This is a genomic window from Novosphingobium sp. FW305-C-30-35 (assembly GCF_058783135.1).
Map to the genome: position 1 here is coordinate 41864 of NZ_JBYSYJ010000004.1, position 13587 is coordinate 55450.

The window sequence follows — 13587 nt, forward strand, 5'->3', positions numbered from 1 at the left end:
GCCCGTTCGACCTCTCGCGCATCTCCTTCGTTTTACGCGGCCCCGGGTGGGCTCGCAGGGGTTAGCTTAAGTCACCAATCCATCGGCGACAAGGAGGTGTCTATCGATCCCCGGGATCGTGGGAGCCACCGAGATTCTCGGCCACTCCTTCGGCCAGGCCAAGGCAGAGTGCAGCTTCGTCCCGGGTGAGTACGATTTCCTGAGCGATATGATCGGCAAGTTTCCTGCGAAGAACTTCCGCCATGGCTTCTGCTACCTGCAATGCGCTTGGCATCGCGTAATCGTTGCTCATTTCAGGGCTCCCGATCCAATGGCTCACCTCAACTGAGAGCTTAGCAGGTGCTCGGATATGAACCTATCCCGCCGCAGGCAACTTGAAATGGAATTCGTCTTTCGGCCGCCTTACGGCCTTGCTTTGCCAGTCCGGGATCTCGACTTGGCCAGACGACCAGAGTTCGCGGGCTATGTCGCCGAGTGCCCCATAGGTGACGACGCATGCATCCAGTACAGGAGGCCAAAGCGCCTTCCATTCAAGGCCCGCGGCATTGTCACCAAGGCGCTTCAATAGCAGAGCGCGCGCTTGCGCCTCGCCATCCGCGATTGCCTTGGCACTGCGTTCGCCCGGCTCCATGACCGTAACTTGCGCAAACAGGTCATCCATGCCGGTAGCATTCTTTCGAACCTCGGCCTTCTTTGCAGTCCGGTAAGCCGACTGGGTTTCGAGTGCTCGGCGGTGAGCGTCCCGAAACACTCTGATGCCAGCCGGGTGCCGGGTGAGGTAGATCAGCTTGTACAGCGTGCGATCGACCTCAGTCTCATCGACGGTCAATGCGGGAGCAAAGGCGTAAGTGCCCATCCGTTTCAGTACCTGGCGTGCACGCTCCGAAATCGCAGCTTCCCGCTCGGCTCCGCGAAGTTCGACGAATTCCGACCTCCATTCGGCTCCGCCCTCTAGGTCGCCAAGCCAGCCTTCAAGCGTCGGCATGCGGTCCTGCGACCCGGCAAAGCGGTTCGCGAACTGAAACATGAAATTGAGCAGGACCTCTGTTCGCTCAGGTGCGATCAGGCATTGGAATTTCCGGATGTCGGGGACACCCTTCGGGTCAATCACGACAAAGCGGAAGGCGCGAGCGGGTAAGGCGGCAGCTATGGCGGCCGCGTGTTGTTCGGCCATGCCCTGGTAACAATGCACTTCGACCGCGGGAAATCGCTTCACCGCTTCGACAAGCTCGGCGTGATTTTTCGGATCCTTTTCCACGAGGTGCGCCACCATGCGAACGGAGCGTCCCAATTCCGCTTGCTTGGCTTTGGCCTCGCTCATGCGCTTGAGGGCGATCCCGAAACTGGTGTCGGAATAGTCGCCACTTTGCGATTGCCACGGTCCGGCGAACAGGTCGACGTAGCAGAACGTATCGGCCCAGCTGACGATCTTGGGGATCTGTGCCGGCATATAGGCGTCGAGGAACGTGTGCTTGACGAGTGCCTGTTCGCGGCCTTCGTACCAGCGGGAATCCAGCACTCAGCCGACCATCCGCTTTGCGGCAGGCCACTCACTCCACTCCCGGCCATCGAGTTCTCGCCCGCCCGATTTCGGCCGAAAGCCTCCCCACTGCTTGAAGAAGAACGGCACGCCCTGTTCGCGGCAAGCGTCGCGAATCTCGCGGGCCCACTCAATCTGCATCACGCGCGCATTAGGGCCGCTTTCCCCCCCCGCGATCACCCAATGTATGTCCGTAAGATCGACTGGCCCGACCGGACCGATCAGCGGCTCGACCGACAGGAACCGCACAGCTGAGCGCGCCTGGCGGAGATGCGCGATCCGCGCCGCACCGTTTTGGTCCTCGACCGAAACACCTGTCCAGATATGCGCCGGGGGCTCGCGGTCGGCATACCGCTTCGACATATAGTCGCGGAGCCGTGGGCTCCGTTTGGTCAACACCTGGTAGGTGTGCCAGTCTGCACTTTCCATAGTGTCGAACACGGAATCAATGAACGCCTTGGGCACTTCCTTGTGGAAGAGGTCGCTCATCGAGTTCACAAAAATCATTCGTCCGCGGCGCCAACGCAATGGTTGGTCAACACGCTCGTGCCGGAGCGTCAGATCGAAACCATTTTCGAAGGGGTGGCCGGGAACGCCCCTGAACCTCTCCGAAAAGCGGTGCGCATAACAATTGTCACAGCCGGCAGTAATCTTCGTGCAACCCGTAACCGGGTTCCATGTCGCGTCCGTCCACTCGATTGCACTATGTTCTGCCATTCAGGTCACCGATCTCTTCAACCAACAGCCTCCATGGGGAGCAATCAGCGCCGTCATTGAATCACAGTTCATCCCCGATTGGAATCCATGATCGCTTCGGTTCGATGAATACCCTTGAATCCACTAGCGTCGGTGGTCCGCTTCTGCCGGAGCAGCGGCCCTGGACTTGTTTGCTGGGATTTGTCCACTTTTGATCACGGCGATTAATGCAGAGGAAAAAGGAAAGGGGCACCCCGGCGCCCGCGCCCCGCGCGGGCTGGGGGCAACCCGCTCTACTCGCTAGGGCGCGCGTCGGCGCTTTCGCACCGCCGCCCACCCAAGCTCGCCGGCATGGATGCCGGCCCTGCGGGTGACGATCGGGGCCATTGGCGCGAAGGGCAAGGGGCGCTAGGCTTGCGGGCATGCCCGTCTTGCTTGCCGCCGCCGTCCTGTGTCTTTCTCCAACCGTCCACGACGGCGACACCATCCGCTGCGGCCGCGAGCGGCTCGGCACCGACCCCTATGGGCGGACGCTCGCCACGGTCTCGGTGAACGGCGTCGACGCAGGCGACTATTTGATCGCACAAGGCCTCGCGAGGCCCTGGCGCTGAGGGTCCCTATCGAAGGGGGCGAGCCTTGCCCGCCTGCGGGCGCCTCCTTTTGCAACAGACCGGGGGCAAGGCCGTAGCCGTAACGCTGAACGGGGAGGGCTGGGGACGGCCTCGTATGAACCACTCGTCTCTGCCCGGCATGATGCGGAGTCGAGGACGACAATCCCCGCTGCCGCGGGCGCTGGCGGGTGGGAGCAGGTTTCGGCGAAATGGCCGAGACTGACGGGTCTGACCTTTGCGGGGATTCGCGGGCCTGACCTGACGAAACCGCCCTTCGTTTGCCGATGAACCGATGCGGCGCCAGTCCCTGGCCGCAACCCAAAAGCAGCGGACCGTGAAGCCCTTGCGGGCTTGCCGCACCACTCCTCGCTTTTGGGTTTCCCGCGCATGCGCGCGGTGCGGGCCCGGGCCTATCGGCGCCGCCTGACCTGTTCATCGGCGGGCGGTTCCGCCGAGTTCAAGCCACGGAGATACCCCATGAAGAACCTCGTCATCCTGATCGGCCGCATTGCCGCCGCTCCTGAAACCCGCCACGCCGGCGAGACCGCGATCACTTCGTTCACCCTCGTCACCGATCGCCCCAAGCTGGTCGACGGCAAGACGGTCAAGAACGAGGCCGGCTACACCGAGACGATTCCCGAGTTCCACCGCGTCACTTCTTTCAACGGCCTCGGCACCTCGGTCGCCAAGCACAAGAAGAAGGGCGACCTGGTCGAGGTGCAGGGCCGCCTCCACTACTCGAAGTGGACCGACCGCGAGGGCGTCGAACGCTACGCGGTCGAGATCGTCGCCGAGGAAGTCCTCTTCCTCTAAACCCGAGCCCGGGAGGCGGCAGCGCCGCCTCCCATTGGGCCAAGACCACCCCCCATCACTCATGTTGACGCTGCGACGGGCGAAACACCGATTGCGAAAAAGGCAACGCGCGGCGTCTATTTCGCACTTGCAGCATGGAGCGTGCAAACCCATATGGAGGGTGCCTTTCAGGCATCCTCTCCCAAAACTTTCCAAGGGGCCGGCGCAAGCTGGCCCCATTTTTTGCCTGCCGGATCGGCGGCTTGCGCCCCTCCGGGCATGGCATCTGTGACACTTTGCCCTCGGGCATAGTGTCATGTTGCGCTGCGTCCGTGACATAACGGGACGGGTCGGTTCATCGATCATGCCTACACGATCACTAACGTGGTCGCGGGGCAAGGACAGCACGCTCGGCCGCGCAAGCCAGGTGGGGGCACCGGGCGAAGTGTCACGGGCGACAATCGACAGCGCAGGGCGAATAGGGGATTCACAGGATTCACCTTTTGTGCTCAATACTGATCGATGGAACGAGCCCAAGAAATCACTGGCGTCGGTGGGATCTACGCGGTCCTGGTCGAAGCCTCGAACCGCCCGCGCTACGCGTTTCTCGTCCTCCAACTGGTCGCCGAAATTGCCGATGGGCACGGGCAGGCCGGGCCCTTCGTCGCCCAGAGTGGCGTGCCCGTGCTTCTGCGCGAATGGCTCTGCTCCCAGCTTCTGCCGATGAGCGCGCAGCCCGCCCGCCGCGCTGCGCTGCGCGCACGCGTTGCCGGGGGGCTGAAGGCCGAGCTGACTGGGAAGCCGGAGTTTGACGCGGCGCGGATCGAGGTCGCGGTTGAGGAGCAGGTGCAGGCCGTGGGCCGCGCCAATGTCAGCCGCGCGATTTCCGATCTGGTCCGCGCCGGGCTGATGAGCCGGCACTATGCGGGCTACGCCACCAACCACAAGAACCGCGGCGGCGGGCGCCATGCGGTCTATGTGGTCAAGCCGAGCGTCCTTGCCCTGCTGCGCAAACCTGCGCCGCTGCGGCGTCAGGGTCCGGGCGCTGCCAATCCCCAGGGCGAGCTCTTCGCGGCCTGAATCCTTCGTCGACTGGCGTAGTGGCGACCGATGGCCTAGGAACCCCCGATCGTAGATTGGAAAGGGTCTCGCCCGGATGGAAAACGAAGCACTGCTGGATCATGTCGCCGACATCGTCTCGGCCCATGTCAGCAACAACTCCGTGGCGCCCGCCGACCTGCCGGGCCTGATCCAGGCGGTCTACGCTTCGCTTGCCGCGCTTGGACAGGCGGCGGAACCGGCCGTTGAAGAGCGGAAGCCTGCCGTCTCGATCCGCGCCTCGGTCAAGCCTGACGCCGTCACCTGCCTCGAATGCGGCGAGAAGATGAAGATGCTCAAGCGTCACCTCGGCACCGAGCACGCCATGACACCGACCGAATACCGGACGCGCTGGAGCCTGCCCGCCGATTACCCGATGGTCGCACCCGACTATGCCGCCAAGCGCAAGGAACTGGCGGTCAGGATCGGCCTTGGCCGCAAGCCAGGGCAAAGCCCGAAGGCTGAGGCCAACGCAGCGCCCGAAGCTGCACCCAAGGCGCAGCCCAAGGCCGCCGCGACCCCGGCAAAACGCAAGAAGCTCGGCGTTGCCTTCGGCTCGGCAGACGCCAGCTGAACCGCTGATTTCCGCCAAGTCTCTGATTTCATTTAACATAATTATTCTTATCAATTCGAACGATTGTAAGCGCAACTTAGAGATGTCACTCCCCGCAAGTTAAAGATGTCATCGCTCTCCTTTGGCGGGCCGCTTTTCCCACAAATCGCGCTGATTGCCCGAATGTGGGATAAGCCTGGGGCTGGCGTTTCCCAGGCTCGATCAATTCTGTGTGGTATCGTTTGCCTGATCCAGCAGATCCATGAACATGCGCGCCGCATCGCGGTCGCGTTCGTCCTTGAACGCAACATCGAGGTCCGGCGCAGAGCCCAACATGTAGAGCAGCGACCACATCGCAAACCGGCGGCCTTTGTCGGTTTCAAGGCCAAGCTCGACCTGCATCCGTTCGATGCCGCTCGCCATCGCCGCAGGTGACACCGCACCGAGATCATCGGTCCCGAAGAAGCGCAGCATCTGGTCGTCAAATTCCATCCGAGGCGTCTCCTGACCTCTGTTATCGCGTTGCCGGTGCCCGTGAGGGCTAGTCGACCGCATTGATCCGCCGCTCGATATCCACAAGGCGGGACACGAGTTCTTCGAAAGCCGGAGGCTCCTTCATGAACATTTCCGCCATGGCTGCGTAATCCGCCGCAAGTTCCTCGCGCATCGTGTCAGTGACCGAAAGCCGCAGTGTGCCGAGCTGCGCCGTTCCGTAGGAGGCCTTGGAATCTGCGAAGAGCAGACTCTTGTTCCTGACGACGTGCTCCAGAAGCACACGCTCGGCCAGCGCCCGTTCCGTGATGCCGGCAGCATCGAGCATGAACACATCATAGAAGTGCCGCGACAGACCTGGCCGCAATTTGCCGCTGTGGTGCAGCGCATGCAGGATCGTCGCCTTTTCCCAGTAGGTCCTTTCGAGTGCAAGCGTTGGCACGGCGGTCACCGCATCGGGCACTTCGTCCGGGAAGTCCTCGGCGACATAGGGCAGGATGTCCCGTAGCTCGAATGGCTCGGGATCGCCCCTTGCCCCAAATTCGAGCTTGATCCGCGGCTGCACGTAGCCGGTACGCCCGCCATAAGCGTTGCCATAGTCGAGGCCGTAGCCCGAGGATGCCGGGTAGTTGAACAGGACGGTCTGCCGATCCTTGTCTTCGGAATCCGCCTCGATGCTCCAACCATCACGGGTGCCCAGGGCTTGCGCGATCGCTTGGGCGAGTGCCGGCAGGAGGATCGTCCCAACCCATTCTTGCGCGGCAGCGCCGAGCGCCCTGGCGCGCCGTTCGCGTTCCTTGCCGCTGATGTTGCTTGCCATCGGCGAAGCGACCTCGCCGAGCAGCGGCGCTGCACGATTGATGGTGAGATCGATGTCCTCTGAAAATCGTTTGATGATCCCGAACGCCTTCGAGAGCGAGGTCCCGCCCTTGAAGGTCAGGACCTTGGCCAGCTCGGGCACGCCCATCAGCTGGCGCAGGGTCCAGCACACCCAGAAGTCCTTCTCGACGATGAGCGGCGTGAGATCGCGGCGCGCGGCTGCTTCGGCAAAGAACACCCGCCGCTCCTCGGCAGGCCGCCGGGCAAATTCATCCATGGTGCGCCGCCCCGATCTTCAGCACGACATCGCCCATCCAACCCGGCATCTGCGCGCGGCCCTTGATCAGCGCCTGCACGTCCTTGTCGTCGAGCCGCGCGGCGAGCTGCGAAATCGCATCGGCATCGACCTTGTCTCGCCCGAGCCCGGCCAGGAACTGGACCACGCCGTTAGCAGCCTCAGAGGCATTGCCCAGCACTGGTGCGCGGCTGTGCTTGAGCGTGACGCTTCGGCCAGCGGCCTGGCGCACGCGGGTTCGTCCTGTCGTCGCATAGCTCGCCCTGGCAGGGACTTGTGTCGACAGGCCAAGCTTGTTGGCCGCTGCTGCTGCCGAGGGCGCGAGCCGGTCGCCGCTTTGCGCCGATACGGCCTGCGCGATCATCTCGGCATCTGGTGTCAGCGCGCCCAGCTTGTCGTGCAACTGCGGATAGTCGTAGAGGCCGCGCCCGATCCGGCGTATCTCTCCATTCTTCGCCAGGCGCGACAGTGCCATGTCGACCGAGCCGCGTGTGCCGAAGTCGATGAAATGCTTGGGGGTGAATACCCACCCCCGCCCCTTCGCGCGAACGCGCTTCATGATCTTGTCGGCCATGGCGGACATGATTCGTATGCTCCTTTCGTTAGAAACTAGCACACATATTTCTAACAAACCATACCACCGCGAAAGGCCCTTCGATGGCCATCATGATCATGGTCAGCGCATGCCTGTTGATCATCACCACCATTACCATCACCATCACCGGCGTTCGGTGATGACGACGATCAGCAGGGTGCCAGACATCGCGGGTCCGAAAATAAGGAGCGGCCCCGTCAAGATTGCCGCACTCGGTCCCGCGCGCCTTGCTGGCGCGCTCCTGCGGGTGCGGGGTTTCCTGCATTGGGCCGCCGGCACTCTTGCCTTCGCCTCCGTCGCCGTCCCGCGCCCGTGCGATGCACCGGGCCACGGGGCGACTGACTGGCTCCGACAAGGGGTCCGTCATTTGTTGCGGGCTCCGCCGACCACGGCGCAGCCAGCGCGCCCCGCGACAACCCACAGACATCCTTCGGCCACGGCAATCAAGCGGGGCGCAGAGGACATGGCGTTTTGCGGTTAACCCCGAACGCCCAAATGGGGTTCGGGGGCAAAACCGTAATCTATCTCTCATCTCGGTGGCTGAGCGAAATCAGCATCGCCATAGCATGACGCCTGGGAGATTGGCGGCCGTCAAGGATCGCGGGTGCCCCCCGATTTTGGCCTGCTGCGGCTAGCGCCTTGCGAGCAAAAATCGGCTCCCCCCACGCCCGCTACTCGCGGCGGCAGCGCGTGCGCGCCGCCGTCCCTGACTGCCTGACTCCGGCGTCCTTCCGATGGGCATCTTTCATCAGCGTGATGAGAGAAAGTTCCTTTTGGAGGTTATCATGACGGACCGTTTCTCGAACTTTGCCGACCTTGCCGAACACTATGCGCGCGAAATCGCCACGCCCGATTATGCCCGGGCATTCATGGAGCAGACCGAACTGGCCAAGCTCTCGATCGAGCATGAGCCAAGCGCAGCTGAAATGCCCAACCCGGAAGTGGCGCAGGCGGCGATCGAGATGATGCTGGCAACGGTCTTCGACCTGTTCCGCGACACCCGGATGGAAGACTTCGCAAGCGAAGTCGCCTGGGGCATCGCCAACAGCTTCCATGTCGTCGCCAAACGCCTTGACGACCGCGAAGACGCGATGGCGAACCGGCTCCAGGAGAAGCTGCGCGAGTACGATCCGAGCGAGGTCTATGCGACCGATCTTGAGGACCTCACCATGCAGGCCCGCAGCCTTGCCGAATGCCGCGATGCGATGGAATGCATGCGTGACCACGCCGCGAAGATCTACCTCGTGGAAACCGGTCGGCCCTTCTCGCCGGTGCGGGGCTCGCGGGTCTCGTCCAAGACCAATGCCTCGATGATCGAAGCACGCGACTATCTCGCGGCACAGAAAGCGCAGCGGCGCGAGCAGTTTGCCCCATCGGGCCCGGTCGTGGTGTTCTCGGGCGGACAGCAGTTCACCGAGATCGCACTCGTTGAGGATTATCTCGATGCGATCCATTCCCGGGTGCCCTCGATGGTGCTGGCGACGACCGCGCAGAACAAGGGTGCGGACGTGATCGCGGCGGCCTGGGCGTCGCGCCACAATGTGCCGGTGATCCTGTGCAAGCCCGACGCTTCGCGGGGAGCATCCGCCCCCTATCAGCGCAATGCGCGCATGCTCGCCTTCAAGCCTGTCGAGGCGGTGGTGTGCAGCGGCGGCGGCATCCAGGCGAACCTTGCTGACCGGCTGCGTGAAGCGCGCGTGCCGCTCCACATCGTGCGCGATGCGTCCCTCCAGAACGAGGCTCCGGCGGCGCGGTCCAAGACCCCGGCGCAAGCTGAGCGGCCTGCGATGAAGCGCACGGCATGTGGCACCGTCAATGGCGATGAACTCCCGCCGTTCTGATCGGCGCCTGCTCCGATTGCATCAAGCATGAAGGGTGTCCGGCCTCACCGCCGGATGCCCTTCTTTTGTGTCGACCCGCACACACACTTTAATGGCCCGGCTCGCTCGCTTCTTGCCCCCGCCAGTAATGGTCTGCCGGCCTGCTGGCGCCTAAGCATCGCTACCCGCGATGCGGCAAACAAGAACGCTGCGAAGGCTTCGCATCGACCGGGCGGGCGAGACCCGTGCCTGAGGCCACCAGTGGTGCTCCCCAACAGGGTTAAACACTCTCGCAGAATTCCAAGCATGATGGCCGCCATTGGCCCGCGTCAAGAAGGGCGGTTCCCCCAATTTTTACGCCTGAAGAAGGCGAAAAAATCGGCTCCCCCACCCCCGCTCGCGCGGCGGGCCGCGGGCGGCCCGTTCCTGACCCGGGCCAAGCTCGGCCATCCCGGAGGAGACCTCTTCAATTCCTTTGACAGGAGGCTCATATGAACGCTCTTACCAAGACCCTCGACATCCCGGCTTTCGACCCCATCAGCTATGACGCCGCGGTCCGCGCCGCGACTATCCGCGCCCAGCACAGCTTCTTCGACAGCCACGTGATCGAGAACGACGACGGTTCCTTCAGCGCCATCGACGAGGGCGACTACAACGCCCTGCCCCAGGACCTTATCGACCGGATCATCCATTCCGTGCCGGGCATGATGGCCGACGACTTTGACGAAGCGAACATCGCCCGCGCCGCGAGCTTCATGAGCGTCGTCATGGATCCCGACTGGGATGCGGATTGCCCGTTCTGAAATGTTCATCGACCGCTGCGCCGGAGGGCACCGACAAGGGGCTCTCCGGCCCCCTTTTTTGCGTGCCCAGATAAAGCACAGCCGGGGCCCCCTCAACTGCCTGCGGATGCAGGCAGTGCACTTTGGGAACCCCGGCTGCGCTGGTCTCTGCCGAGACCGGTTTCAGCTTGCCCGCAGGCGCCTTTCTGCTTCCTCCAGACCGAGCTTTCCGAGCGCGGCGAAAAATGCTTCGACCCGCTCGAAAGGTGCCTTGCCGAGTGCTGACTTCCTCAGCAGTTCGGCCATGGCAACCTGCTCGCTATCCCGCAGCTTCGCTTCGCGCGCTTCCAGCGCACTCCGCTCCTTTGCGATCGCCTGTCGTTCCGCTTCAAGACTTCCTTTCCTGGCCATGATGATACCTCGTGGGTTGGCGCTGAAACCTCCCGTGCGCGAGGATTCCAAGCTGCGCCGTCAGTGGCAAGCCCTTTGCCATCGGTCCTGCAAATAAATCGTGCTGCCCGTGCTGTAATCAGCGGCGTTCATTGGCTCCCGGACAAGCGGTCAAGGCTCGACTCTATGCGCATCAAAGACCAGCAACCACCCACCAGACACAAGGCATCGGATTGAGGGGAAGAAATGCACACCCTACACGGCAGGGCCGTACGGAAAATGGCGGAAATGCGTGTGTGTACAGAGTGGGTCTTTGGTAATACATCGTATTACATTGCTGTATCCTGCCGGTAAAGTCCCGGAATTCCGCGATTTCATCGGTATTACAATGTAATACGCCATTTGGTCCCCAACCGCTTTCTTGCCAAGGGCCCGCCGATGGCCTAAAACTGTTGTCGCGCAATCTCCGCCAGGCCCTTTCGAAGGGCGTGGTGATGACTGAAACAGTTCTGATTACCCTCCGGCTTCCACAGCCGCTGGCCGATGCGGCGCAGGCCGCCGCAACCGCGCAAAACGTCTCCCGATCGAACCTCTTGCGAATCGCGCTCGAGCAGTTCCTGGGCGTCATGTCCGGCACCAGCGAGGCGGACCGCCGCCGGCAGTTCTCGGCCGAGTATCTGTTCCTGGTCGCTGACCTCATCGTGCAGCGCCAGTACCCCGATGCCCATACCGCGCTGATCACCGAAGCCGAACGCCGGATGGAGGCGCTCTGTGCGCCGTCCTGACACCTGGTCGGACCGGGCGCGGCCGGGCAAGCTGCAGCACCATTCCGCGCGCGGGAACATGCCGCGCAATGCCGGCGATTTCACCCGCGGCTCACAACTCATCACCCACGAATTCATGATGTGGTTCGCCTCCGCAAAGATGCCGCTGATGGTGTGGTTCTTCACCTTCTGCATCGCGCTTTCGATCGTCCTCGCGCTGCTGCTCGAGAGCCAAGAGATCCAGATGATCCTGATGCGGATCTACGCCGCTGGATGGACCTTCATGGAGTTCTCGCACGCCAAGATTCTCAACCTCACCCTCCCTTCCGGCGAAGTCGTCCGGGCTCCTGTTGGCATGGTCGCCTCGCACCCCGATGTCGTCGTCGCCTGGAACAAGTTGATGCGGGCAATCTGGGGCTCGCTGTTTATCTCGCTCTTCGTCGCCGTGCCGATCGCGGTGTGGTTCGTCGACTTCTCCAAGCGGCGCGGAAAGTCGATCCTCGAGGAGCGGCACCAGCGCGGCGCCATGCTGGTCGATGCCGCCGAACTCGCCGATGTCATCAACGCTCATAACCGCGACATGCTCGGCGAAGAGATCGCCGAGCGCCTCCCCGGCAAGAGCTTCGACGAGGTCATGAAAATGAGCCTCGCGACGCGCAAGGAGGCGGGCATCCATCACGTCTATTCGATCGCGGGGGTGCCCTTCCCCTGGCGCACCGAACAGGCCCACACGATCATGATTGGCTCGACCGGGACGGGCAAGACGACCCAGATGCGCGCGCTCATTGCGCAGATGCGCGCGCGGCGCGATCGGGCCGTCGTGTTCGACCTCACCGGGGCCTATGTCGAGGCGTTCTACAACCCGCAGACCGACACCATCCTCAACCCGATGGACGAGCGCTGCCCATCCTGGTCGGTGTTCGCTGAGGCGACGAACCACGCCGATTTCACCGGCATCGCCGCTGCTCTACTGCCTGCCGATGGCGGAGGCGCCGAGCCGTTCTGGATGCTGGCTGCGCGAACGCTGTTCGTCGAGACTTGCATCAAGCTGATCAAGCTTGGCGAGGCGACCAACCAGGCGCTCGCGAGCCGCCTGATGATGGCCGATCTCAAAGAGGTTCACAAACTTCTCGAGCATACTGTCGCCGACCCGCTGACCGCGCCCGAAGCCGCCAAGATGGCGGAATCCATTCGCGCCGTCTTCAACACCAACGCACAGGCACTGCGCTTCCTTCCCGAAGGCAAGGAGCGCTTCTCGATCTCCGACTGGATCCGGGCCGGGAACAAGCCCGGCTCGATCCTGTTCATCACCTCCTCGCACAACGAACTGGTGCTCAACCGGGCGCTGCTGTCGCTGTGGATGAACCTTGCGGTCCACACCCTGATGCGCCTGCCGCGCACCCGCGATCTTCGCACCTGGTTCTTCTTCGACGAGGTCCATGCCCTGCACCGCCTGCCGGCGATCGAGGACGGCCTGCAGACCGCGCGCGGCTTCGGCGGCGCCTTCGTGCTCGGCATCCATTCCTTCGCCAAACTGGCCGAGACCTACGGCAAGGAAGGCGCGCAGAACCTCGCCTCGCTCGCGCGGACCAAGCTCGTCCTCGCCGCAGCCGACCGCGACACCGCCGAGCACTGCTCGGACTACATCGGCCACCGTGAAGTCAGGATGATGGATGAGGCCTACAGCTACGGCTATTCCAACATCCGCGACGCGGCGACGATCACCCCACGCTCCGAAGTGCAGCCGCTGGTGCTGCCCGATGACATCATGAAACTGCCCTCGCTGCGCGGCTTCCTGGTGTTCCCGGAAGGCTTCGATGCCGCCCGGATCAAGCTCACCTACAAGGACTATCCCAAGGTTGCCGACGGCTATGTCCTGCGCGCGCATGTCGAGCCGATCGAGTTCGCACGCGATGCCGATGATGACGCCGAAACCGAAGCCGGCGGACGCGAAAACAAAGATGAAATTGAACTCGCCCCTGCACCCGCGATCGACGACGAACCGGCAAAGCCGCAGCCCGCTCCCCGACAGGAAGAATTGAACTTCGCTGCCGCGCAAGCCGAGCCGACGGCAGCGCCGCAATCCAGCCTTGGCCGATCGATGATCGCCAGCGCCGAGATCGTGAAGAGCGCGTCAGCTGCGCGCGCCAACGAGCCCGAAACCGCATCCAAAGCCCCTCGCAGCGCCGCCCTGAAGCTCCCCGCCCAGCGGGCCACGCAGGCTGCGCGCGAGCTTGCCGAAGCGATCGACCGCGAGGCCGCGGACGGACGGGGGAAAGATGTGTCCCGGGGCGCGGAAATGGATGGGCCCGACCTCGATGACGGACCGGAGCTGTAGCC

At 63.2% G+C, this 13587-nt stretch carries 16 protein-coding genes; 8 read left to right on the forward strand and 8 right to left on the reverse strand.

Annotated features, from left to right (window positions below; genetic code table 11):
• Window positions 1-100: 100 nt before the first annotated feature.
• From AC3WLM_RS21320 to AC3WLM_RS21330, 3 genes are all read right to left on the reverse strand, one after another.
• Window positions 101-292 carry a hypothetical protein gene (locus AC3WLM_RS21320; RefSeq protein WP_492478695.1) on the reverse strand — a complete coding sequence of 64 codons (192 nt, stop codon included), beginning with the start codon at window positions 290-292 and terminating at the stop codon, window positions 101-103.
• A gap of 63 nt (window positions 293-355) precedes the next feature.
• A complete protein-coding gene (tcmP, locus tag AC3WLM_RS21325) occupies window positions 356-1519 on the reverse strand; it encodes a three-Cys-motif partner protein TcmP (RefSeq protein ID WP_492478696.1) in 1164 nt (387 codons plus the stop codon).
• A complete protein-coding gene (locus AC3WLM_RS21330) occupies window positions 1520-2257 on the reverse strand; it encodes a DUF5131 family protein (RefSeq protein ID WP_492478697.1) in 738 nt (245 codons plus the stop codon).
• A gap of 401 nt (window positions 2258-2658) precedes the next feature.
• Between AC3WLM_RS21330 and AC3WLM_RS21335 the strand changes: the two genes are divergently transcribed.
• The 4 genes from AC3WLM_RS21335 (at window position 2659) to AC3WLM_RS21350 (ending at window position 5311) form a co-directional block, all read left to right on the forward strand.
• Window positions 2659-2847 carry a thermonuclease family protein gene (locus AC3WLM_RS21335; protein WP_492478698.1) on the forward strand — a complete coding sequence of 63 codons (189 nt, stop codon included), beginning with the start codon at window positions 2659-2661 and terminating at the stop codon, window positions 2845-2847.
• A 477-nt stretch (window positions 2848-3324) separates the two neighbouring features.
• Window positions 3325-3660 carry a single-stranded DNA-binding protein gene (locus AC3WLM_RS21340; protein WP_492478699.1) on the forward strand — a complete coding sequence of 112 codons (336 nt, stop codon included), beginning with the start codon at window positions 3325-3327 and terminating at the stop codon, window positions 3658-3660.
• Between the two features lie 501 nt (window positions 3661-4161).
• Entirely contained in the window at window positions 4162-4719 is a 558-nt protein-coding gene (locus tag AC3WLM_RS21345; RefSeq protein WP_492478700.1) for a hypothetical protein, read from the forward strand.
• A 76-nt stretch (window positions 4720-4795) separates the two neighbouring features.
• A complete protein-coding gene (locus tag AC3WLM_RS21350) occupies window positions 4796-5311 on the forward strand; it encodes a Ros/MucR family transcriptional regulator (protein ID WP_492478701.1) in 516 nt (171 codons plus the stop codon).
• Between the two features lie 201 nt (window positions 5312-5512).
• On the opposite strand, the gene AC3WLM_RS21355 is transcribed toward AC3WLM_RS21350, so the two are convergent.
• The 4 genes from AC3WLM_RS21355 to AC3WLM_RS21370 are packed head-to-tail and all read right to left on the reverse strand — an operon-like array spanning window position 5513 to window position 7756.
• The gene (locus AC3WLM_RS21355; RefSeq protein ID WP_492478702.1) at window positions 5513-5782 is read right to left on the reverse strand and encodes a hypothetical protein; all 270 of its coding nucleotides are present in this window, start codon (window positions 5780-5782) and stop codon (window positions 5513-5515) included.
• A 49-nt stretch (window positions 5783-5831) separates the two neighbouring features.
• Window positions 5832-6878 (reverse strand): nucleotidyl transferase AbiEii/AbiGii toxin family protein, encoded by a 1047-nt coding sequence (locus AC3WLM_RS21360; protein WP_492478703.1) that lies wholly within the window; start codon window positions 6876-6878, stop codon window positions 5832-5834.
• On the reverse strand, window positions 6871-7479 hold the full coding sequence (locus AC3WLM_RS21365) for a DUF6088 family protein (protein WP_492478704.1): 609 nt from the start codon (window positions 7477-7479) through the stop codon (window positions 6871-6873). Before AC3WLM_RS21365 ends, AC3WLM_RS21360 begins: the two co-directional genes overlap by 8 nt.
• Before the next feature lie 19 nt (window positions 7480-7498).
• Window positions 7499-7756 (reverse strand): hypothetical protein, encoded by a 258-nt coding sequence (locus AC3WLM_RS21370; RefSeq protein WP_492478705.1) that lies wholly within the window; start codon window positions 7754-7756, stop codon window positions 7499-7501.
• 520 nt (window positions 7757-8276) lie between these two features.
• Here AC3WLM_RS21370 and AC3WLM_RS21375 point away from each other — a divergent pair.
• On the forward strand, window positions 8277-9332 hold the full coding sequence (locus AC3WLM_RS21375; protein ID WP_492478706.1) for a DUF2493 domain-containing protein: 1056 nt from the start codon (window positions 8277-8279) through the stop codon (window positions 9330-9332).
• A gap of 470 nt (window positions 9333-9802) precedes the next feature.
• Window positions 9803-10114, forward strand: a complete 312-nt coding sequence (locus AC3WLM_RS21380) for a hypothetical protein (protein ID WP_492478707.1) — start codon at window positions 9803-9805, stop codon at window positions 10112-10114.
• A gap of 162 nt (window positions 10115-10276) precedes the next feature.
• On the opposite strand, the gene AC3WLM_RS21385 is transcribed toward AC3WLM_RS21380, so the two are convergent.
• Entirely contained in the window at window positions 10277-10504 is a 228-nt protein-coding gene (locus tag AC3WLM_RS21385; RefSeq protein WP_492478708.1) for a hypothetical protein, read from the reverse strand.
• A gap of 473 nt (window positions 10505-10977) precedes the next feature.
• Between AC3WLM_RS21385 and AC3WLM_RS21390 the strand changes: the two genes are divergently transcribed.
• Entirely contained in the window at window positions 10978-11268 is a 291-nt protein-coding gene (locus tag AC3WLM_RS21390) for a ribbon-helix-helix protein, CopG family (RefSeq protein ID WP_118076041.1), read from the forward strand.
• Entirely contained in the window at window positions 11255-13585 is a 2331-nt protein-coding gene (locus AC3WLM_RS21395; RefSeq protein ID WP_492478709.1) for a type IV secretion system DNA-binding domain-containing protein, read from the forward strand. The genes AC3WLM_RS21390 and AC3WLM_RS21395 overlap by 14 nt, the downstream gene beginning before the upstream one ends.
• Window positions 13586-13587 lie beyond the last annotated feature (2 nt).

Coding starts and splice junctions, on each gene's coding strand:
- AC3WLM_RS21320 (WP_492478695.1), bottom strand. CDS start 292: ATGAGCAACGATTACGCGATGCCAAGCGCATTGCAGGTAGCAGAAGCC.
- AC3WLM_RS21330 (WP_492478697.1), bottom strand. CDS start 2,257: ATGGCAGAACATAGTGCAATCGAGTGGACGGACGCGACATGGAACCCG.
- AC3WLM_RS21335 (WP_492478698.1), top strand. CDS start 2,659: ATGCCCGTCTTGCTTGCCGCCGCCGTCCTGTGTCTTTCTCCAACCGTC.
- AC3WLM_RS21340 (WP_492478699.1), top strand. CDS start 3,325: ATGAAGAACCTCGTCATCCTGATCGGCCGCATTGCCGCCGCTCCTGAA.
- AC3WLM_RS21345 (WP_492478700.1), top strand. CDS start 4,162: ATGGAACGAGCCCAAGAAATCACTGGCGTCGGTGGGATCTACGCGGTC.
- AC3WLM_RS21350 (WP_492478701.1), top strand. CDS start 4,796: ATGGAAAACGAAGCACTGCTGGATCATGTCGCCGACATCGTCTCGGCC.
- AC3WLM_RS21355 (WP_492478702.1), bottom strand. CDS start 5,782: ATGGAATTTGACGACCAGATGCTGCGCTTCTTCGGGACCGATGATCTC.
- AC3WLM_RS21360 (WP_492478703.1), bottom strand. CDS start 6,878: ATGGATGAATTTGCCCGGCGGCCTGCCGAGGAGCGGCGGGTGTTCTTT.
- AC3WLM_RS21365 (WP_492478704.1), bottom strand. CDS start 7,479: ATGTCCGCCATGGCCGACAAGATCATGAAGCGCGTTCGCGCGAAGGGG.
- AC3WLM_RS21370 (WP_492478705.1), bottom strand. CDS start 7,756: ATGCAGGAAACCCCGCACCCGCAGGAGCGCGCCAGCAAGGCGCGCGGG.
- AC3WLM_RS21375 (WP_492478706.1), top strand. CDS start 8,277: ATGACGGACCGTTTCTCGAACTTTGCCGACCTTGCCGAACACTATGCG.
- AC3WLM_RS21380 (WP_492478707.1), top strand. CDS start 9,803: ATGAACGCTCTTACCAAGACCCTCGACATCCCGGCTTTCGACCCCATC.
- AC3WLM_RS21385 (WP_492478708.1), bottom strand. CDS start 10,504: ATGGCCAGGAAAGGAAGTCTTGAAGCGGAACGACAGGCGATCGCAAAG.
- AC3WLM_RS21390 (WP_118076041.1), top strand. CDS start 10,978: ATGACTGAAACAGTTCTGATTACCCTCCGGCTTCCACAGCCGCTGGCC.